This window comes from Paraliomyxa miuraensis (assembly GCF_026337845.1).
Classification (GTDB): Bacteria; Myxococcota_A; Polyangia; order Nannocystales; family Nannocystaceae; genus Paraliomyxa; species Paraliomyxa miuraensis.
Window position 1 is genome coordinate 192,936 of the sequence record NZ_JAOVZF010000144.1, and the last position, 19,432, is coordinate 212,367.

16 protein-coding genes are annotated in these 19,432 nt (G+C 69.9%); 9 read left to right on the plus strand and 7 right to left on the minus strand.

Annotation, left to right across the window (positions count from 1 at the left end; all coding sequences use genetic code 11):
* Positions 1–112: 112 nt before the first annotated feature.
* Genes OEB96_RS11515 through OEB96_RS11535 form a run of 5 tightly spaced genes read right to left on the minus strand, consistent with a single transcriptional unit; the run spans position 113 to position 5,721 of the window.
* Complete coding sequence (locus OEB96_RS11515) at positions 113–3,268, minus strand: TonB-dependent receptor (RefSeq protein WP_266215610.1); 3,156 nt, start codon at positions 3,266–3,268, stop codon at positions 113–115.
* A gap of 25 nt (positions 3,269–3,293) precedes the next feature.
* Positions 3,294–3,719: an ExbD/TolR family protein gene (locus OEB96_RS11520; RefSeq protein ID WP_266215611.1), complete on the minus strand. Its 426-nt coding sequence runs from the start codon at positions 3,717–3,719 to the stop codon at positions 3,294–3,296.
* Between the two features lie 10 nt (positions 3,720–3,729).
* A complete protein-coding gene (locus tag OEB96_RS11525; RefSeq protein WP_266215613.1) occupies positions 3,730–4,188 on the minus strand; it encodes an ExbD/TolR family protein in 459 nt (152 codons plus the stop codon).
* Positions 4,166–4,867 carry a MotA/TolQ/ExbB proton channel family protein gene (locus OEB96_RS11530; RefSeq protein ID WP_266215614.1) on the minus strand — a complete coding sequence of 234 codons (702 nt, stop codon included), beginning with the start codon at positions 4,865–4,867 and terminating at the stop codon, positions 4,166–4,168. The genes OEB96_RS11525 and OEB96_RS11530 overlap by 23 nt, the downstream gene beginning before the upstream one ends.
* A gap of 23 nt (positions 4,868–4,890) precedes the next feature.
* A complete protein-coding gene (locus OEB96_RS11535) occupies positions 4,891–5,721 on the minus strand; it encodes an energy transducer TonB (RefSeq protein ID WP_266215615.1) in 831 nt (276 codons plus the stop codon).
* A gap of 190 nt (positions 5,722–5,911) precedes the next feature.
* Between OEB96_RS11535 and OEB96_RS11540 the strand changes: the two genes are divergently transcribed.
* From OEB96_RS11540 to OEB96_RS11570, 7 genes are all read left to right on the plus strand, one after another.
* Entirely contained in the window at positions 5,912–6,613 is a 702-nt protein-coding gene (locus OEB96_RS11540; protein ID WP_266215616.1) for a response regulator, read from the plus strand.
* A 497-nt stretch (positions 6,614–7,110) separates the two neighbouring features.
* Positions 7,111–7,503: a hypothetical protein gene (locus OEB96_RS11545; protein WP_266215617.1), complete on the plus strand. Its 393-nt coding sequence runs from the start codon at positions 7,111–7,113 to the stop codon at positions 7,501–7,503.
* Between the two features lie 102 nt (positions 7,504–7,605).
* Positions 7,606–7,974: a hypothetical protein gene (locus OEB96_RS11550; protein WP_266215618.1), complete on the plus strand. Its 369-nt coding sequence runs from the start codon at positions 7,606–7,608 to the stop codon at positions 7,972–7,974.
* A gap of 47 nt (positions 7,975–8,021) precedes the next feature.
* Entirely contained in the window at positions 8,022–10,889 is a 2,868-nt protein-coding gene (locus OEB96_RS11555; RefSeq protein ID WP_266215619.1) for a CHAT domain-containing protein, read from the plus strand.
* A 45-nt stretch (positions 10,890–10,934) separates the two neighbouring features.
* Positions 10,935–13,169 carry a S8 family serine peptidase gene (locus OEB96_RS11560; protein ID WP_266215620.1) on the plus strand — a complete coding sequence of 745 codons (2,235 nt, stop codon included), beginning with the start codon at positions 10,935–10,937 and terminating at the stop codon, positions 13,167–13,169.
* 78 nt (positions 13,170–13,247) lie between these two features.
* Complete coding sequence (locus OEB96_RS11565; protein WP_266215621.1) at positions 13,248–13,844, plus strand: RNA polymerase sigma factor; 597 nt, start codon at positions 13,248–13,250, stop codon at positions 13,842–13,844.
* Positions 13,841–14,755, plus strand: a complete 915-nt coding sequence (locus tag OEB96_RS11570; RefSeq protein ID WP_266215622.1) for a hypothetical protein — start codon at positions 13,841–13,843, stop codon at positions 14,753–14,755. The genes OEB96_RS11565 and OEB96_RS11570 overlap by 4 nt, the downstream gene beginning before the upstream one ends.
* Before the next feature lie 148 nt (positions 14,756–14,903).
* Here OEB96_RS11570 and OEB96_RS11575 read toward each other — a convergent pair whose 3' ends face one another.
* Both OEB96_RS11575 and OEB96_RS11580 read right to left on the minus strand, forming a co-directional pair.
* Positions 14,904–15,632, minus strand: coding sequence for a hypothetical protein (locus OEB96_RS11575; protein WP_266215623.1), 729 nt, complete (start codon positions 15,630–15,632; stop codon positions 14,904–14,906).
* Between the two features lie 4 nt (positions 15,633–15,636).
* Positions 15,637–17,193: a HEAT repeat domain-containing protein gene (locus OEB96_RS11580; RefSeq protein ID WP_266215624.1), complete on the minus strand. Its 1,557-nt coding sequence runs from the start codon at positions 17,191–17,193 to the stop codon at positions 15,637–15,639.
* A gap of 104 nt (positions 17,194–17,297) precedes the next feature.
* Here OEB96_RS11580 and OEB96_RS11585 point away from each other — a divergent pair, with 104 nt between their 5' ends.
* Entirely contained in the window at positions 17,298–18,050 is a 753-nt protein-coding gene (locus tag OEB96_RS11585; protein ID WP_266215625.1) for a hypothetical protein, read from the plus strand.
* Between the two features lie 40 nt (positions 18,051–18,090).
* Positions 18,091–19,413 carry a hypothetical protein gene (locus OEB96_RS11590; protein ID WP_266215627.1) on the plus strand — a complete coding sequence of 441 codons (1,323 nt, stop codon included), beginning with the start codon at positions 18,091–18,093 and terminating at the stop codon, positions 19,411–19,413.
* Positions 19,414–19,432: the final 19 nt, after the last annotated feature.

Below are 19,432 nucleotides of genomic sequence, written 5' to 3' on the forward strand. Positions count from 1 at the left end.
GGGGGCCTGCGCGGAGCGTTATTGCTTCCCCATGTGACAGATGCATTTCAACCAGCGCAAATCTTCGTCACGGAAGCGAGTCGTCACGTCACGTTCACGTAGAGCACGGCCGTCAGATCTTGTAGGACAGGCCCAGCACGAACGTGGTGCCCGGCCATGCGAGGTAGGTTACGGCTCTGTCCGCGCCCTGAGTGAAGCGGCGGGGGTAGTTGAGGATGTCCTCGATCGTGAACGAGAGCGAGAAGTTCTTGCCGATCTCCTGTCCGATCACGAGGTCGAAGGTGTGGATCGACTCCTCGTAGATGTCGGGCAGGCCGAGGGCACCGACCTCGTCGATGCGGCGCCCGAACGCGTTGTAGAGCAGCCGTCCGTTGGTCCCGCTCTTCTTGTTGGTGTAGTCGAGGAAGGCGTTGACGACGAACGGCGACTGACCCTGCAGCGGGCGCTCGCGGGAGGTCGAGGCGTCGGGCACCGAGATGTCGCACGTGGGATCGGACGGATCGCACTGTTCCCCCAGCCGCACTCGCGAGAACACGTAGGCGAAGTTCCCGCCCAGCGAGAAGTTCTCGAGCGCCTTGCCCAGGAACTCGAGGTTCTTGCGGGCTTCGAGCTCGAAGCCCACGTTCTGCGCCCAGGTGGCGTTGCGGAACGATGCCAGCCGGCTGCCGGCGCGGGCGCTGGCGATCTTCTCGATCGGCTCGTCGAAGTACTTGTAGAACAACGACACCGCCACCACCTCGGACGCGCTGGGGAACCACTCCCAGCGAAGATCGGCGTTCCAGATGTCGGTGGACACCAGACCGCGGTTGCCCACGATCGCGGTGCCGCCCACGAAGTCTTCGAACTCGAACGGCGCGAGCTCGCGGAACTCGGGCCGGGCCAGGGTTCGCGCGCCCACCAGGCGGATGTTCATCTCGTCGTTGGGCGAGAAGATGAGCGACGCCGAGGGCAGCACGTCGTACTCGTCGAGCGATGCGGCCTCGGCCGACACGTCGTTCTGACCGAAGTAGTCGAACGGCTGCACGTCGATGAAGCTGGCCTCGAAGCGGGCGCCGCCCGCGAGCTTGAACCACCGCACGATCGGCAGGTCCATCATCGCGTAGGTCGCGTAGATCTCCTGCTCGGCGTCGTAGTTGTCGAGCGCGCGGGTGGTCTCCCGGTAGAAGAACGGCGCGGGATCCATCGGGGCGTTGCCTCCGATGTTCTCCGGCCCGAGCACGTCGCCCGTGCCCGGGGGCACCATCGAGCCGCTGGTCTGGCCCACCGCGAAGCGCCGGGCGAAGAACTCGCGCTGCTTGCCCTCGACCCACACGCCGGTCTTGAACTTGGAGTCGAGCTGACCCCACTGCTTGAACGGCAGCGTGAAGTTGGCAGCGCCGCTCTCGGTGTCGTCGGTGAGATCGAGGAACAGCTGCTTGCCGCCGCCGTTGGTGATGTTCAGCGCGGTCAGCCCCGCGTCGTTGGTGGTGAACACCATGTCCCGCATCGAGGGGTCATCGCGGCGCGCCATGGCATAGGAGCCGAACCAGTCGAACTGCAGACCCTTGGCCCCGGGGAACGTGTGCTTGCCTCCGAGGCGCGTCAGCAGGATCGAGCGCATCACATAGCGCAGGCGGGTGTTGGTGACCAGCGCGGCGCCCTGGGCCACGTTGCGTGCATCCCCCTGGTAGAGGCGCGTCTGATCGTCGGTGTCACGCGAGTAGAAGCCCAGCAGCTCGAGTCGGTGGTTCTTGTTGGCCTTCCACTTGACCAGGCCCACGCCCGACCACGCCACGTTGTAGGTGGTATCGATGCTCCCTTCGCCATAGTCGGTGCGCGGCGTGTCCAGGTCGAGCTCGCCGCCGTCCAGGCCGAACACGCGCACCTGCTCGCGCAGCGTCTCGTGCTTGGCCTTGTAGCGCGCCGAGGCCAAGAACCCGATCTTGCCGTCCTTGCCATACTCGCGCCCCCAGCCGGTGGTGGCGTTGAAGCCGAAGTTGGGGGGAGCCTTGGCCCCGCTGCGCACGCGCGTGTCCGACAGCAGCGACTCGCCGAAGGCCTCGGTCTGCTCGGGTGTCCACGCGGTGCTGAGCGTGTCGGGGTCGAGCACCGTGGGGCCGATCGGCAGGTTGGTGGGCAGCACCTCGGGGATCCCCCGCGGGTAGTTGCCGAACCCGAACGCGTCGGCTCCGGCGAACCCCGCGCTCGTGACCATCTGCCGCCCGGTCGTCGCCGTGTTGGCCCCGATCTCCGCCCCCACCTCCAGGATGAAGTCGTCGGGCACCTCGCGGCTCTCGAGCTGTACCGAGGCGCCCGCGAAGTCGCCCGGCACGTCGGGGGTGAACGTCTTTTGGATGTTGATGGCCGACAGCGCCCCCGACGGGAAGATGTCGAGCGGCACCGTGCGCAGCTCGGGCTCGGGGCTCGGCACGCGCGCCCCGTCGAACAGGGTGTTGCCGTAGCGGTGCCCCAGGCCGCGGCAGAACAGGTAGCGCCGCTCCACGAGCGTGCATCCCACGATGCGCCGCGCCACCGAGCTGGTCGAGCCGCCGCCCGACTTGGCGATCTCGTCGCGGCTCATCAGGTCGCGGGCCGAGAGCGACTCCTTGCGCTGGAGCAGCCGCGCCCCCTCGCTCTCGCGGTTCATCTCGGCCTCGACCTCGACCACCTGCCCCGCGCCCTCGAGCGGCTTGAGGTCGCGGTTCAGCTCCACCGTGCCGCCCTGGCGAACCTCCACGTTGGAGATCCGCAGCGGCTGCGAGCTGTCGCTGCGCAGGCGCAGCTCGTACACCCCCGGCGGCAGCCGCAGCGAGAACTCGCCGTCTTGGTCGGTCTTGGTCTTGTACTTGCCGCCCACCACCTCCACCGTGGCCGCGATCACCGGATCGCCGCTCACCGAGTCGCGCACCTTGCCCGTCACGGTGCCCACCGGGCCCTTGGTCGCCTCGACGGTGGACGCCTTGATCTCCTCCTCGAGTGCGCCCGAGTCCTCCGAGATGTCCTCGACCTCGAAGCTCCAGTCGCCGTCGTCCTCGGGCACGTCCGCGACCGGACCGTCGTCGACCGGCGCGGTCGAGGGCATGATCACCTCGCCGCCATCCTCGTCGATCGGCTCCTCCTCGACCGCAAACCCATCGTCCCCCGGCGGAGGCTCGGCGGCGCTGTCGTCCTCGACGACGAAGCCGTCGTCCTCGGGCGGGGCGAGCTCCTCCGCATGCGCTCGCGCGCTGCCCCCGAGTACACCCAGCACCACCAGCGCCTGCGTGGTCCCGCAGCGTCGCACGTTCATGGCTCTCCTTTCGGGCGGTCGCAGCTCACTGGAGCTTCTTGGTCAGGAACACCACCGGCGAGGCGCCGCCCTGCCGCGCCAGGTCGACCCCGTGCAGCACCGTGCCCACCGCCGCGTCGTCCTCGCCGTCGATGTAGATCACGTTGTCGGGACGCGCATTGAACATGCGGTGCAGGCGGACCGACAGCTCGGGCTCGTCGATCGTCACCCCGTTGACCTCGAAGGTCTGCTCGTCGGTCACGGTGAGCACGAGCGGCTGGTTGGGGTCGTTGGCCTGATCGAGCTCTTCTTGCTTGTCGTCGTCCTTGGGCGGCAGCCGCACCGCGAACGCCTGCGTGATGATCGGCGCCAGGATCATGAAGATGATGAGCAACACCAGCACCACGTCGACCAGCGGCGTGACGTTCATCTCGGGCTGCACGCGGCCCTTGCGGCCGCCTCCGACGCTCATCCCCATGCTGCTAGCCCTCTCCCTCGGCCGACTTGCTGGCCAGCTCCTTGCCGTCCTTGGCCACGCCCACCGCCAGCGCGATGTTCGTCAGCCCGCCTTGTTGCAGCTCGTGGAACAGCTCGCGGACCGGCCGGTAGGGCAGCTTGGCGTCGGCGCGCAGCAGCACCCGCTGCCGCGGATTGGCTGCGGCCTGCGCCAGCACCTCGCGCACCGCCTGATCCATCGGCAGCTCCTGCGACCCCACCAGGAAGGTCTCGTTGCGGTCGACGGTCACGATGATCGGCTCCTGGTCGTCGGCCAGCTCGTCGGCCGCGTCGACCTTCACCATCTCGATGGGCTTGCCCTCGTTCTGCACGTTGGGGATCACCAGCATGAAGATGATGAGCAGCACCAACACCACGTCGACCAGCGGCGTGACGTTGATGTTGGGGGCGATCTTCCCCTTGCTACTTCCCAGGCTTGCGCCCACGGCCGGCACCCTCCAGGAAGTCGACCAGCTCGCCCGAGGCGTGCTGCATGTGCATCTCGAACTTGTCGAAGCGCGCCGTGAGGTAGTTGAACACCAGCACCGCTCCGATCGCGACCACCAGGCCCACCGCGGTCACGATGAGCGCCTCGGCGATACCGGCGGAGACCGCCTCGAGCCCGCCGCCGCCCGCGGCCGCGATGCCCTGGAACGCGGTGATGATGCCGATGACCGTGCCGAACAGCCCGATGAACGGCGCGGTGGAGCCGGTCGAGGCCAGGATGCCCATCCCGCGGCGCAGCTCGGAGTCGAGCTGCTGCTGGCGGCGTGTCAGCTCGCGCCGCGCCATCTCGGCCGGGGTCACCGCCTCGTCGTCGTCGTTGATCACGTGCTTTCGCTGGCTGAAGTACGACTCGAGTCCGAACGCCATCAGCCGCGGCAGCGGGGTGCGCTCGTAGTCCTTGCCCTTGGCCAGGTCGAGCAGCGGCTCGAAGTCGCGATCCTCGAGCAAGGGCCGGGCCTTGGCCGCGAACTCGTTCGACATCGCGGCGGCCTTGCCGAGCACCAGCACGCGCTCGATGGCCACGAACAGGCTCGCCACGCCCATCGCCACCAATCCGATGGCGACCAGGCGCGACAGGAAGCCCATCGATTCCCAGATTTCCAAGAGTGACAGCTCCATGATGGATGCTCCTACTGCGGGTCTCAGCCGGCGGTGAGGGTGAAGGGCACGGTGACCTGGTGATACACCGTGATCGGCTGACCGTTGAGCTTGGCCGGCTCGAACGTCCAGGTCTTGACCGCGGCGATCACGGCGGCCACGAACAGCTTGTTCGCGCGCGCTTGATCCTCGTCGGTCGTCGCATTGTTGGTCTTGCGCAGGATCTTGGCCCCGCGCACCGTGCCGTCGCGGTGCACGTGCAGCTTGATCACCACCTTGCCCGTGATGCCCTCGTCCTTGAGCTCCTTGGGATAGGCGGGCGGGTTGCCCGACTTCTGCTTGGGCGCGGTGGCGTTCTCGGGCCGATCGATCGGCACGGTGGGGTCGATCTGGGGCTTCGCCTTGGGCTTGGGCTTGGGCTTGGGCGCCTCCGGCTTGGGCTCCGGCTTGGGCTTGGGCTTCTCCACCGTCTTGGGTGGATCCTTGCCCTGTCCCACGCCGCTGCCGCCGGGCGAGCCGCCGCCCGGGCCGATCTGTATGGTCTTCTCGGTGTCGCTCTCTTCGGCGGCGTCGGTGACCTTCTTGTCGGGCGGCTTGGGCTTGGGCTTGGGCTTGGGCTCTTGGACCACCTCCACCTTGGTGTTCGGCGGCGGGGGCGGCTCGGGCTCGGGTTCGGGCTCGGGTTCTTCCTCGATCGCGAAGTCCTGGATCTCGGGCTCGAGCTCGACCTCGACGATCCGCTCCTTCTTGGGCGGATAAGCCAGCCAGGCGGTCGTGCCCGTCACCGCGAGTAGCACCGCGCCCCACAAGAACGCGCCGCCGCGGCGACGGCGGACGAACAGTTCCTCGAGGCGGGGGTCGAATCCACCAAGCATTGGGCGCTCGGACTATGGTGTGGCCGGATGTCCGTTGGGTGTCCGATTCGTCTCAGATCTGTGACAACCCAAAATCGTCACGCGAACGTCACGGGGTCATCGCTCGTGCGCAGCGCCGCACGGACGGGCCCTGTGATTTTTCCGGCGCGTGACCCCGACGTCACACGAGCGGGGCAACGTACGCGAACCGATGGGTAAGTCGATCTTGATCGTGGACGACGAGCACGACATCGCCGCCACCTTGGCCTATGCGCTGGAGCAGGAGGGTTGGCAGACCCTGGTCGCCCATGACGGCCGCACTGCGCTCGACCTCGCAGGGGCTCACCCGACCCCCGACCTCGTCCTGCTCGATCTGATGCTGCCCGATCTCTCGGGCACCGAGGTCTGTCGCACGCTGCGTTCTCAGGAGCACACCAAGGCGATCCCGATCGTGATGCTCACCGCGCGCAACGACGAGATCGATCGAGTGGTCGGCTTCGAGGTGGGCGCCGACGACTACGTGGGCAAGCCGTTCAGCGTGCGCGAGCTGGTGCTGCGCGTGAAGGCGATCCTGCGTCGAGCCGACCAGCCCGATGCGACCGGCAGCGAGCTGCGCTTCGGTCGGCTGCGGCTCGACGCCGCGGGGCACCAGGTGTGGGTGGACAGCGAGGAGATCCCGCTCACTGCCCTCGAGTTCCGCCTGCTCTCCACGCTGCTCACGCGACGCGGTCGGGTGCTGACCCGCGAGACCCTGCTGCACGACGTGTGGGGACACGATCCCGGCCTGCCCACGCGCACGGTCGACACGCACATCCAGCGGCTACGCAAGAAGATCGGGCCGGCGTCACGGTACATCGAGACCCTGCGCGGAACGGGGTACCGGTTCCGCGCCTCGCCCGAGATGGCGGGGTAGCGGTAGCAACGGCAACGGCCGCTCGTGTAGTGGTCGGAGATCCAACGAGGATGAACGCAAGGTCGCGGGCACTCAGTGCCCGCAGCGTGGCCACGATGTCACCCGCCGGACGTTCCACGTCGCAGCCACTCCAGTCCTCGAGTGTTGCACGTGCACACTCGTAGTCGCTCGAGCGGATCGAGGCTCAGGAACCACGCCAGCAGCGAGCGATCCACCTCCCGTGCCGCTGCCACGAGGTCCGGATCCGTTCGTAGGAGTATCTCCTCGATCTCTGCTGCGGTCCGAGGCCACTGCTCCACGGCGACGAGTCTAGCCCGAGGCGGCCTGGCGGGCCATCCGCCGCTGGGGTCGTGGCCCGGGCAAGAGAAAATTCGACGGACCTCCGTCAGATCGATCGAGCCCACCGGAGAGGGGTCTGCGAGCCCGGGGAACGCGGCGCACCAAGCCAAGCCGAGCCCCGGGCCTGCCCATCACCACCCAGAGAAACGAGACCCGTCATGTCCAAGCTCATCGCCTTCGCCTCCTTCGCCGCCCTCGTCCTCACCGCTGGCCTCGCCCACGCCGAGCCGCCCTGCCCCGGCAGCAACGGCAACGGTTGCTCGTGGAGCTGCAGCGGCGGCACCTATTACGTGACGTGCCAGAACACGAGCGTGGGAGGCCTCGTCCCCCGCTGCTACGAGGTCACCGGTGGCACCACCACTTCCGTACCCTGCAGCATCGCGCCGCCGACCCCTGGGCTCGACGAGACCGACAACGCGTTCGAGATGATCCTCGAGCTCGAGGACGACATCGCTGCGCTCGAGGACGACATCGGCGTCTGCTACGGGCCCACCAAGGGCGAGACCGCCGAGGAGCCCGTGACCGAGGACGGCCTGGCCCCGGCCTACTGAGCAAGAACCCCACGACCGCGATCGAACCCAACGCACTTCTCGATCACACCACCTTCCCAAGTTCCAAGTCCCAAGTCCCAAGTCCCGAAAGCGAATTTCGTCATGTCCAAGCTCATCTCCTTCGCCTCCTTCGCCGCCCTCGCCCTCACCGCCGGTCTCGCCCACGCCGAGCCACCTTGCCCCGGCAGCAACGGCAACGGCTGCTCGTGGACCTGCAGCGGCGGCACCTATCACGTGACGTGCCAGAACACGGGCGTGGGTGGCCTGGTCCCCCGCTGCTACGACGTCAGCGGCGGCACCACCACCAACGTCCCGTGCAACCAGGCACCGCCGCCCCCCGGACTCGACGAGACCGACAATGCCTTCGAGGTGATCCTCGAGATCGAGGACGACCTCGCGGCGCTCGAGGAGGAAGCCGGCGCGTGCTACGAGCCCCCCAAGAAGGGAAAGACGGTCGAGGAGGCCTATTGAGCCGCCGACGCCGAGCGCCGCGTTCACGCCCGCGATGACGCATCGTCGTGGGCACGCTACCCTCCGCGCGGAGGCCCGACCAAGCCGGGCGCCGCAGCGGAGGCATGCACGTACGAGCGGTCATCGGAGCAGCGTTGTTGATGCTGTCGTGCGGCCGCGATCCTCCCGCGCCGGCTCGCGAGGCCCAAGGCCCACCAACGAGCGAGCCCTCGTCGACGGCCACGCCAGCCCCCCGCGCCCTGACGGCGTGGTTCGGCGGCTGCCGCGAGGTGCGAGAGGGGCCGATCTGTGCGTTCGAGCCGGGATCGACCACGCTGCGCCTGTGGATCGAGACCGACCCTGGGTTCCCGAGCACGATCGCGATCGACGGGGCTCCCCTCGATGGGAAGCCCGAGCCGATCGAGGGCGGTCTGCGCTGGGTGGTCCAGCCTTCGGCGACTGCCCGACACCTGGAGATCCTCATCGATCTCGACGGCGCGCCGGGCAAGTTCGCGCTGACGCTCGATCCCTCGCCGCCATCGCGCTCGGCCGAGCTCGATGCGATCGCGAGCATGGTCGACATCATGGAGGCGCGTCGACGCCTCGACGCGCTGCTGCCCACGCTGGCCGACGACGCGGCGCGAGCCGAGGCGTACATGCTCGCGGGTGATCTGGCCTTCGAGGTGGGCGATCTCGACGCGGTGGCCGAGTCCTACGCCGAGGCGTTCGAGCGAGCCGTGGCCGCCGGTCACCTGCGCAATGCGAGCACGCTGGCCCAGCGGCTGACGTTCGTGTACCTGGCCCTGCGCCACGACGAAGAGCACGCGGCTCGCTGGCTCGAGCGCGATGCCCCGCTGGTGGTGGCCGATCCCGAGCAAGGCATGCTGCACGCCTACTACGAGGGGTTGCTGGCCGAGCACCGGGGAGAGCTGCGAGCCGCCGGCCTGGCGCATGCCAGCGGCGAGCGCATGGCTCGGGCGCTCGGGCTCGACGCTACCGAGGCGGCCGCGCTGGTCGAGCAGATGCTGCTGGTGGGGCGGCTGGGTGCGTGGGAGCGCGCGCGAGCGCTGGAGGACCGGGCGCTCGCGCTCGTGCCCGCACTGACGCCCGGGCCCGATGCGGTGCCCCTGGTGCGCAGCCAGCTGCTGAACGCGGTGGCCTGGATGCTGCTCGAGGCACGGGGTCGCGGAGCATCGGTCGAGCAGGATCCCGTGCCGCTGCTCCGGCAGGCGCTCGAGGGACTGGGCGACAGCCAGGACGTGGCCTCGCTGCACACGCGCAATGCGATCATGCTCAACCTGGCCTATGCGGCGGCGCTCGACGAGCGCGCGGGCGAGGCTCGGTCGTGGCTCGAGCGCGTGGACCAGTCGCAGCTCGATCACGAGGATCGCCTGTGGCGCATGCTGCTACTGGCCCGGGTCGCGCGACTCGACGGCACGCTGCCGCTGGCGCGCCGCCGCTTCTCGGCGCTGCTGACCGAGGCCGAGCGCCTCTACGAGCCCGAGCTGCGCTGGCAGGCGTTGCTCGAGCAGGGGCGCATCGAAGAGGCGCTCGGGCGTCCCGAGCAGGCGCTCGCCCGCTATGCCGAGGCCGAGCGCCTGCTCGACGAGCAGCTGCCCAGGATCGCGCTCGGCGAGGGTCGCGGACGCTTCGGGGCCGAGCGCGACCGCGGCGTGCGCTGGCAGGTGGACCTGCTGCTGCGGCTCTCGCGGCCCGACGAAGCGCTGTGCGTGGCTCGGCTGGCACGGACCCGGGCCCTGCGCACGGTGGCCCGGCAGGTGCGGCGCCTGAGTCGAGCCACGCCGGAGCAACGCGAGGCGCTTCGGCAGCATCGCGAGGCCCGGGCCCGCCTCGAGGCCGCCTATGACGAGAGCTGGTCCCTGCCCGCCGCGGCCTCGCGTCAGAAGCAACGCGAGCTCGAGGCCGAGCGTCGCGAGCACCAGCGCGAGCTCGACCAGCTGCTCGGCGCGCTCGATCCCGGGGGAGAGTCCAACGAAGGCTGCAACGACCTCTCCCATCCAGGGCCCGGCGAGCTCGACCTGCACTTCGTTCGGCTCGACGACGGCTGGGTCGGCTTCGCCGAGCTCGCCAAGGGCCTCACGGTGCGTCGGCTCGGCCCGCTGGCGCTCGACGGCGAGCCCGATCCCCAGCACCGCGCCCGCTGGAGCGCGGACTTGCTCGCGCCGTTCGCCGAGGCGCTCGCCCAGGCCGACTCGATCCGCGTGATGCCGGTGGGTGCACTGGGTCGCGTGCCGTTCCATGCGCTGCCGATTCCACCGCGGTCAGATGGCGATCCCACGCAGGTGCTGCTGGAGCGGGCCGTGGTGCGCTACGGCCTGGATCTTCCGCGCAATCCTCGGGAGCCCGGACCCTCCGAGCGCGCCGCGGTGATCGTGGCTCCGCCCAGCAACCTGCGCCACGCCGCGGCCGAGGCGGAGATGGTCGCGCGTCTGCTCGGCGAAGCGGGCTGGCAGGTGCAGCGCATCGAGGGCGAGGATGCGCTGGGCGATGCGGTGCGACGCGCGTTGCCGCAGGCGGGCTTGCTGCACTACGTGGGGCACGCGCGCGCGGACGGACTCGAGGGCTGGAGCAGCGCGCTCGTGCTCGCGCGCGATGGCACCGTGGACGTGGGCGACGTGCTCGCGCTCCCGCGCGCCCCGACCACGGCGATCCTCAATGGCTGCGAGACCGGACGCATCGACCCCGCCGCGCTGGCGGGCGGCATGAGCCTGGCCCATGCGTTCGTGGTCGCGGGCGCACGGCTGGTGGTGGCGACCGATCGAGAGGTCGACGACGCCGCGGCCAGTGCGCTGATCGAGGCGTTCCACCGGGCCCACGCCGCGGGCGAAGACGCCCCCCAGGCCCTGCGTAGCGCGCTGCGCCAGCGCATGGGTCACGACGATGGCTGGCTCTACACCCGCGGTTGGATTCCTTGACCGAAGCCGCGTCAGAAGAACGGCCGTCGATGTAGAAGGTAGGGCGTGTCCCGCTCCAACTCTGCTCGCCTCGCATTCTCGTTGTTGATCGGCTCGGCTGCCTGCAGCGGTCCTTCGTCGGGGGACGATGCGGCCCGTGACAAGGCGGCCGCCGCCGCGGCCGGCCTCGCGGGCTCGGTGGCCGGAGCCGTGGCCGCGAAGCCGGCATCCCTCGACGCCCAAGCCCTGGCGCCCTCACAGCCCGTGCGCCTGCGCTACGTGGCGCTGATGAACGCCGGCGCCCCGTGTGCGCCCCTGCGGGGATGGTCGGCCCAGCGCTTGTTCCGCTTCACGGGCCCGGCCGCCGAGGCCTGGGGCGCCTACGAAGCCGCGGGCGGGAAGATGCCCGCACCCCTCGAGCGCTTCTGCCTCTACACGTGGACGGGTGCCGGACAGCCGCTCGCGCCTCCGGCCGTGCCCGGCTCGGTGCGGGTCGATCCCGACCCCGATGTCGTCGTACCGCAGGCCAGCCCGACCCAGGTGCTCGCAGCGGCCCGCAGCACCGCGCTGCTGCAAGGCCTCGGCGCCACGCCGGGGGCTCCGCCCTCGGTCACGCCCTACAGCCGCGAAGAGGGGCTGCCCTACGTGGCGGTGGTGGACACGGCCGACTCGCGCGGCCCCGGGCCGACCACGCTGCCGAGCTACGCCTCGGCCCCCGCGCGGCTCCAGCACGGGCTCACCATGGCTGCGCTGATCCAGGCCGTACGCTGCCCTCATCGGCAGGCCCAGTGCACCTCGCGGCAGTTCTTCGCGCAGGCGTTCCCGTTCGACGCCGCCCACGTGCAGCCGCTGCCGTCCGGCGGAGAGCGAGGCAGCCTGGGCTCGCTGGCCGCGGCGCTCGGCGAGTCGATGGTGCGCTGGAAGGCCCGCCCCGATGCCGGCAGCTCGCCCCTGGTGATCAACATGAGCCTCGGCTGGGACCTCGAGCACGGCGGTGCACTGCCGCCGAGCCACGGCGATCTGCTCGACGTCGCGGCGCCCGATCCCACCGTGCCCGCCACCGTGCAGGCGGTCCACACCGCGCTGGCCTGGGCCGCCTGCGAGGGCGCGCTGTCGATTGCGGCGGCCGGCAACACCGAAGGAGCCCTGTGCGAGCGCCAGGGTGCCCTGGCGCCGGCTGCATGGGAGAGCCTGCCCGAGCTCGATGCCACCGCCTGCGCCCACCTGGGGGTGGCCCTGGCTGGCGACCAGTCTCCCCCCAAGCTCACCTACGGCGTGGGCGGTCTGGACGCGACCGGGCAGCCGATCGCCAACAGCCGCCTCGGCAGCATGCCATCGCGCGCGCTCCATGCCCACCAGGCGACGGTCTCCGTCGATGGCGGCAGCGCGACCACCCAGCCCTGGACCGGCACCTCGATCGCCGCCGCCGGGCTGTCGGCCATCGCGGCGCAGGTGTGGAGCCACCGGCCCAGCAATCGGGCGACCGACGTGGTGGGCATGTTCGATGCCCACGGCACCCCGATCCCGGTGGCGTCCCAGTGGCGCAGCCAGACCTCGGGCAACCCGGCCGCGGTGCATCGCATCGACGCCCATGGCGTGATCGCGGCGATCGACGCGGCCAACAACCCCTACGTGTCGTCCCAGGCCAGTTCCGCGATCTCGCAGGCGCTGCGCGACGTGGTGAGCGCGCGCCTGCAGGCGCCCAATCCCCTGGGGGCCGTCTCGCTGGTGTCCAGCAAGCCCGTGCAGAGCAACTGCGGAGCCCTGCCCGTGTCCACCTTCGTGGCGCCGGGCACCAGCGGCACCACCGGGCTGCCGGCCACCTCGTATCTCCGCGACGAGACGCGGCCGCAGCCGCACGTGCCCATCTGTCCCAACTGCCCCGTGGTGCGCAAGACCTCGAGCGGCAGCGGAAGCGGCAGCAGCAACAACGGCGGCAGCAGCGGCACGACGACGACCACGACCGCCACCGCTCTCACCACCGGCACCGTCGAGTACGCGCTCTACGTGGAGCTCGACGGCTACTACGCCGGTGCCACCGTCGATCGACCCGTGCTCACGTTCTACGACTCACAGAGCGGCACCACCGTCTCGATGGCACTGGGGACGATCTCCCTCACCACGCCGACCCAGATCGATCTGCACACGTTCACCTTGCCCTCGGGCGAGACCGTGGCCGACTGGCTCGAGCGGCACGGCGGCGTCGTGTCCGGGCGCCTGACGCTGCAGGTCGACGACGACAGCCCCAGCGGACCCAATCCACCCCAGACGATGAACCAGGTCGTGGACGTGGTGCGCTGATGAGGATGGAGCCTCGCCGTGCTCGAATCGACGCCCTCGGGGCCGCGGCGGGGCGTGATATCCTCCCGGTCTTCCGCCTTGACCCCCGACGAGATCCGAAGCGCATGCCGAGGCGAGCGTCGTGCCCTCGCCGCGCTCGTCGACGTGCTGCTGCCGGTGATCAAGGTGGAAGCCGCGGTGGCCTTGCGCCGCCGCGCCAATGCCTCGGGCCGCGATGCTCGCCAGGACGTGGACGACTTCGTGCAGGACGTGATGGTGCACCTGATGGCCGACGAGGGACGGGTGCTGCTGCGCTGGGATCCGCAGCGGGGGCGCTCGCTGGCCAGCTTCGTTCGCATGGTCACCCGCCACCGCGTGGCGCGGATCCTCGAGGGCTTTCGCGGCAATCCCTGGAGCAGCGAGCCCACCGAGGGCGAGCAGCTCGAGGGTCTGCGTGCCGATCGCAGCGGCACGTTTCGGCGGCTGGAGTCGCGGGCCCGGCTCGAGCGCCTGCTCGAGCAGCTACGGGCGCGGCTCGACGAGCGCGGCCTGCGGTTGTTCCACAAGATCTACGTCGAGCAGCGCTCGATCGCCGAGGTGGGTGAGGAGGAGGGCATGAGCCGCGCCGCCGTCGATCAGTGGAGCGCGCGCCTGCGTCGGCTGGCGCGAGGGCTCGCCCGGGAGGAGGCGGCATGACCGACGACGAGCACGACGACGAGCACGACGACGATGATCTGCTCGACCAGCTCGGGGCCCTCGAGCGCGAGTACGACGAGCGCTTCCCCCACGAGTGGGAGGACGTGGTGCGAGGGCGGCGATCGGTCGAAGAGGTCGCTGCGGTTCGGCGGGCGGCCGGGGACGATCCCGAGGAGCTCGACGCGCTCGTGGCCATGCTCGCGGTCGGCTCGGACGAGGAGCGCATGGCCGAGCGGGAGCGCTGGGTCGACCGCCTCGCCGCCGCGCGGACCGAGCACCACCCCGACGCGGGCGAGGCAGCATCGGACCGTGGGGACGACGCGCACGCCAACGAAGACGGAGGCGCGACCGTGATCTCCCTGGCCGAGCGCCGCCGCGGCGCGGCCACCTGGGTCACGGCCGGGCTCGGGGTGCTGGCCGCCGCCGCGCTCGCGCTATGGCTCGTGCCCCGCGACCACGACGGCCAGCTTCCCGTCGATGGTGGCGCGTCCGCCTTGCCCGGGTTCGGCCTGGTGGTGCGCAACGAGACCCTCCACGACGTGCGCTCCAGCGACGTCGATCCCACCGATCCCACCAAGGTTCCGCGCTATCGCGCCGACACCCGCGTGCACTGGGTCGTGCGACCCGAGCGCTCGGTCGCGAGCTCGCTCGGACTGCGGGTGCTGGCCGAGGCCGTGGGTCCTGGGGTCGAGCCCTCGCGAAGGCTGCTCGACCCCGGTCCCGCCACGGTCTCCGAGCGCGGCGTCATCGAGCTGCAGGGCCGCTTCGGCGACATGCTGGGCTTGCCTCCCGGGCGCTGGTCGCTGCGCCTGTTGGTCGGCGATCCACCGCCGCAGGACCTCGCGGCCTTCGATCACGGCGGTGCCTTCATCGTGGTCGAGCCGGCCTATGTGATCGACGTGGTGGAGTGAGCACCCCCGAGTTCGACGGCAGCAAGTGGGGCAGCCTCATCCGCGGCGGCCGCGAGAGCCTGCCCGTCGACGTGTTCGCCGATGCCGGTCGCTACAACGTGAGCTTCTGCGCCGTGCAATCGCAGGAGGGTCTCGACGCCGCGAACGCTCACTCCTCCTCCGGCTCGGGCAGCGCCTTCGTTCCACCCGCCGCCAGCCCCATCAGCTCCCCGAACGCCCCGCGCAGCAGCAGCTCCCGCCCGGTGCTGTGGCGCTTCCACAGCCTGCGCCCCACCAGCCACCCCGTGCCGGCTCCCAGCACCATCAACGGCCCCAGCGCCATCATCAACACCGACTTGAGCAGCAGTGCCTTGAGCGGGACCATCGTCATGATCCCGAGGAACAGGCCCAGCAGGGTGCTCACGCCGACCACGGCGCCCGCTTCGGTCGGCATGCTCTCCTCGAGGCGCACGGTGGTGCTGCCCTCGTGCTCGACGATGGTGAGGTGGACCCGCCGCCCCTCGCCCTGCGTCGACCAGATCCGCGTCTCGCCCTCGCGCTCGAGCTTGCCGGGATCACCCAGCAGGCGGCGCAGGACCTCGAGCATTCGCGTGATCGTGGCGTCGTCGATGCGCCTGTCGACGACGTCCTCGAACATCAGATCCGTCTTGCCCCCGAGCCACCACTGCGGCCGATTGCGGTGGTCCCGGACCGACAGCTCGCCCGCCGCCCGCGCGACCAGGGCCTTGGAGATCCCCAGCTCGCCCACGATCTGCTCGATCTCCGCCCGCGTCATCGACCGCGCGTCGGCCCGCTCACCCTCGCGCCGGTGGAGCTCCGCCACCCGCTCGAGGATCAGGCCGACCTCGCGGTCGTCGTAGCGTCGATCGTCGGTCACGGCGCTAGAGGTCTTCGAGGGACTCGCGCGCCGAGCTGGCCACGTCGGCGAACTGCGCTCGGGTCAGCTCCTGCATCAGCGCGCGCGCGGCCGGCTCGTCCTCGAGATCGCTGCAGATCCCATAGTAGACCCCCCAGTAGGTGCTCTCGGTCGGCCGGGCTGCCATGCGGTGGCGATAGAACTGCGCCGCGTTGTCGAAGCCCATCAGCCGCCCCATCCCGCGCAGGGCATCCTGAGCCACCTCCTCGTCGGGGTCGTCGCACGCCCGCATGAACAGCTCGGCCAGCTGCGGATGATCGCCCATGTTCACCCCCTGCCAGGCCATCGCGCGCCGTACCTCGGGGCTGGGGTCGCTCAGCAGCGCGTGTACGATCCCCGCCAGCCGCGGGTCACTCGGCAGCCAGTGGCACGAGTCGGCGAGCTCCTTGCGAACCTTCACGTGCGGGTTTTGCAGGTGCTGCTGGAAGCTCGAGAACACCAGCTCGCCAAAGCCGTGGTGATGCGACAGGGTCAGCGCCGACAGGCACGCGGCCTGCACCTCCGGCGAAGGATCCGACATCGAGCGCTGCGCGAACTCCTGCACCATCGCGGCCTCGTCGTTGTGCTCCGAGAGCCCCCCGATGGCCGAGGCTCGCACGCCCGCGTCGGGGTCGTTGGCCAGGGCGGTCAGGATGGCGCGCTTCTCCATGAACTCGTCGTCGGCGTCGAAGCGCAGGCGATCGGCCATCTCCTTGCGTACCTCGGGGTTTTGGTGCTGGGCAAACCAGTGCACGAGCTGGGCCGCGCCCTCCTCGGCGAACTTGGCCGCGACCGTTACCACCTCGCGCATCAGCCGGCGATCGGACTGCACGGACGGATCGTTGGCCATGGCCACCAGCGCCTGGATGTGCTCGGGCTTGGCCCGGTTGTTGAGCACCGTGCCCCACGCCTCGAGCGCGGCCGCCCGCACCTCGGCGGTGCCGCTGGCCATCATCCGCCCCAGGTGCCCGGCGATGTTGACGAAGTTGTTGTCGTCGTCGTAGGCGGCGCAGTTGAGGTCGCTGAGCGCCTCGGTCTGCTCGTCCTCGTCGGACGACATCAGCCCGGGGAACTGCGCGAGGATCTCGTCCTCGCTGGCCTTGCCGGTCAGGCGGCTGAAGATCCCCCGGTTGGCGCCCTCCGAGTCGGGCGAGAGCACCTTGACCTTGGCCTCGGCCGAGGGGTCCTTGACCTTGGGGATGTCGGCCGTGGCCATCACCCGGTACTCACCGTCGGGATCGGTGCCGGTGGGGACCTTGAACGAGAAGTCGTACTTCTGCAGCTGTCCCGGAGGCAGGTCGGCGTTGGCCGCGATGGTGTTGTCGATCAACACCTGCATCTCGATGTTGGGCAGCGGCGAGTCGTCGCGCTTCTCGACCTTCACGTAGACCAGCCGCACCTTGAGCGCGGTGAGCCGCAGCGGCTTCTTGCCCCCGGACAGCGACACCGTGCCGCAGAGCGTGCCGCCCTCGGGGATCTTCTCGGTGTCGAGCCGCAGCTCGAGGTTGGTGCCTCCGCCGAACATCTTGTCGAGTAGTCCCATCGTGCGTTGCTCCTGGCGCGCGGAGTCTACCCGAACCGACCGGCGTGCGGCGTTCCTGCGCGTGAGCCCCTTCGCGCGACCCCCTGGGATAGACTGCGAACGCCATGCCACGCGTCTTCGTGCTCGTCCTCGCCGTCCTGCCGATCGCATGCTTCAACCCGGACACGCGGGAGCCGAGCGCCTCGACGAGCCCGTTCGGCCCCACCACCGAGGATCCCACGTCGATCACGACCTTCGAGGCCAGCACGTCGGCCACGTCGGCCACATCGGTCGCCGACGGCTCGGACGACACCAGCGGGGGCACCACGATGCCGCTCGATGGCACATCCACGGGCCCGGGCGCCACCACCGACGACACCACGGGCTCCATGGCCACCACCTCGGGCAGCACGTCGGGCGAGAGCAGCGGCGAGGGCTCGTCGTCGGGGACCATGGCCTGCACCCCGGGACCCGCCGAGGTGGAGTTCGAGAGCCTCGGCGACTTCATCAGTCAGGGGGACGCGTGGCAGTCGTTCACCGCCGACACCAACGGCGACATCGTCAGGATCGACTTCTACTGGAACCTCTCGGGCACCAACGACTCGTTCACCATCAACGTGTACGAGGGCGAGGGCATCGCAGGCGCGCTGCTGCACAGTCAGCTGTTCCCGGGGCAGGGCATGGGAACGTTCGTGGGGTTCGACTCGATCAACGTGCTGTCCACCCCGGTACCGATCACCGCAGGCTCGATCTACACGGTGCAGGGCACGGACACGTTCGGCTGGCAGACGGCCAGCGGTGCGATCGCCGGCAGCAATTCGAGCCTCGGCGCGGGGCAGCACAAGAACATCCGCGTGTGGGTCGAGCCCTGCGAGTGAGCCGAGACCTCCGGGGCCGATCGGGTTATGCTGCCCCCCGATGCCGAGCTTCCACGACTTCGACGCGGAGTCCGAGCCGCACGGTGACGAAGCCGACGAAGCCTGCGAGCGGCCCGAGGCCTCCCCGTTTGCCCGATCGGCCGGGATGTCCCGCCGAGCCCTCGCGCGCGGCATGGTGGGTGCAGTCGTCACCTCGGGGCTGTTCGCCGGCTGTCGCCCGTGCTTCTCGCCGTTCAGCCCCAAGCACGAGACCAAGCTGAACCGCGGCCCTCGCACGTTCACCTTGCGCATCGAGATCCAGCCCGGCCGCTACCGCCGGCTCGAGGCCATGCTCGACGACCCCTCGTTCAACCCGTTCGAGACGCCGTCCTCGGGCATCCACTTCGCCCGCTTGTTCACGGCCGAGCATCGCTACTTGTACTTCATGGTGATCTACGACGACTACGAGGACGCCATCACGTTCCTCAACGTCAACGCCAAGGGCGTCGATCCGGTGTTCGAGAATTGCACCGACTACCCGGGCGCCTCCAATCCCGAGCTGCTCGACGAGTACGTGCGCAGCAAGTTCCTGTGCGTGGAGCTGTTCTACCGCGCCTACGACGAGTCGCAGCGGGAGATCCGCGACGCGCTCGCGCTGCGCGACGCGTTCCTCGTGTTCGTGCGCAGCATCGAGGGCGTGTCGGACAAGGAGCTGCGAACGCGCTACGCCGAGTTCCTCGTCAACCCCAACATGCTCAACCACGACCGCATCCGGGACAACGACGTGGACTGGGCCGACACCGAGGCCGGCCGTCCCCTGCGGCTGCGCCCGCTGGCCATGCCCGATCCCGAGCAGGCCATCAGCGCGCCCGACCGCGTCAGCCCCTTCACCCTGATGGCGCGCGTGCACCCCAGCAAGCTGCCCAAGCTCGTGCGCACGCTGCGGCTGGGCACCTTCGCCAACATCGAGCTCGCGGCGAGGCCACTGCGCAACCTCCCCACCCTGCACTTTGCCCGGGTCAGCGTCGTCGACGGCAACCAGATGCTGTTCGCCAGCGTCTACGACGGCGACTTCATCCAGTACGTGGAGGACTTCAGCACCCGCATCTCCAAGGAGATCGACACCGTGTTCGGGGCCAGCGTGGGCTACCCGATTGCGGGCTCGGCCGACATCTTCGCGTTCAAGGACTTCCTGCGTGCCAACCAGATCGTCACGCGCGACTTCGCCGGGTCCTACCTCGACCGGAGCCTGCTGCAGATCCAGTCCAGCGTGAAGCTCACCAAGGCGCTCGCCCGCTTCAGCAAGCGCGTGGGTCCAGATCACCGCAACCTGCACACCAGGATGCAGTGCTTCCTCCACGATCACCAGCACCTGCTGACCTAGACCAGCCGACCCAGGCCTG

What these genes read in the sequence shown, in the direction of transcription:
- OEB96_RS11515 (WP_266215610.1), bottom strand. Translation starts at nt 3,268, where the DNA reads ATGAACGTGCGACGCTGCGGGACCACGCAGGCGCTGGTGGTGCTGGGT.
- OEB96_RS11520 (WP_266215611.1), bottom strand. Translation starts at nt 3,719, where the DNA reads ATGAGCGTCGGAGGCGGCCGCAAGGGCCGCGTGCAGCCCGAGATGAAC.
- OEB96_RS11530 (WP_266215614.1), bottom strand. Translation starts at nt 4,867, where the DNA reads ATGGAGCTGTCACTCTTGGAAATCTGGGAATCGATGGGCTTCCTGTCG.
- OEB96_RS11535 (WP_266215615.1), bottom strand. Translation starts at nt 5,721, where the DNA reads ATGCTTGGTGGATTCGACCCCCGCCTCGAGGAACTGTTCGTCCGCCGT.
- OEB96_RS11540 (WP_266215616.1), top strand. Translation starts at nt 5,912, where the DNA reads ATGGGTAAGTCGATCTTGATCGTGGACGACGAGCACGACATCGCCGCC.
- OEB96_RS11545 (WP_266215617.1), top strand. Translation starts at nt 7,111, where the DNA reads ATGTCCAAGCTCATCGCCTTCGCCTCCTTCGCCGCCCTCGTCCTCACC.
- OEB96_RS11550 (WP_266215618.1), top strand. Translation starts at nt 7,606, where the DNA reads ATGTCCAAGCTCATCTCCTTCGCCTCCTTCGCCGCCCTCGCCCTCACC.
- OEB96_RS11570 (WP_266215622.1), top strand. Translation starts at nt 13,841, where the DNA reads ATGACCGACGACGAGCACGACGACGAGCACGACGACGATGATCTGCTC.
- OEB96_RS11580 (WP_266215624.1), bottom strand. Translation starts at nt 17,193, where the DNA reads ATGGGACTACTCGACAAGATGTTCGGCGGAGGCACCAACCTCGAGCTG.
- OEB96_RS11585 (WP_266215625.1), top strand. Translation starts at nt 17,298, where the DNA reads ATGCCACGCGTCTTCGTGCTCGTCCTCGCCGTCCTGCCGATCGCATGC.
- OEB96_RS11590 (WP_266215627.1), top strand. Translation starts at nt 18,091, where the DNA reads ATGCCGAGCTTCCACGACTTCGACGCGGAGTCCGAGCCGCACGGTGAC.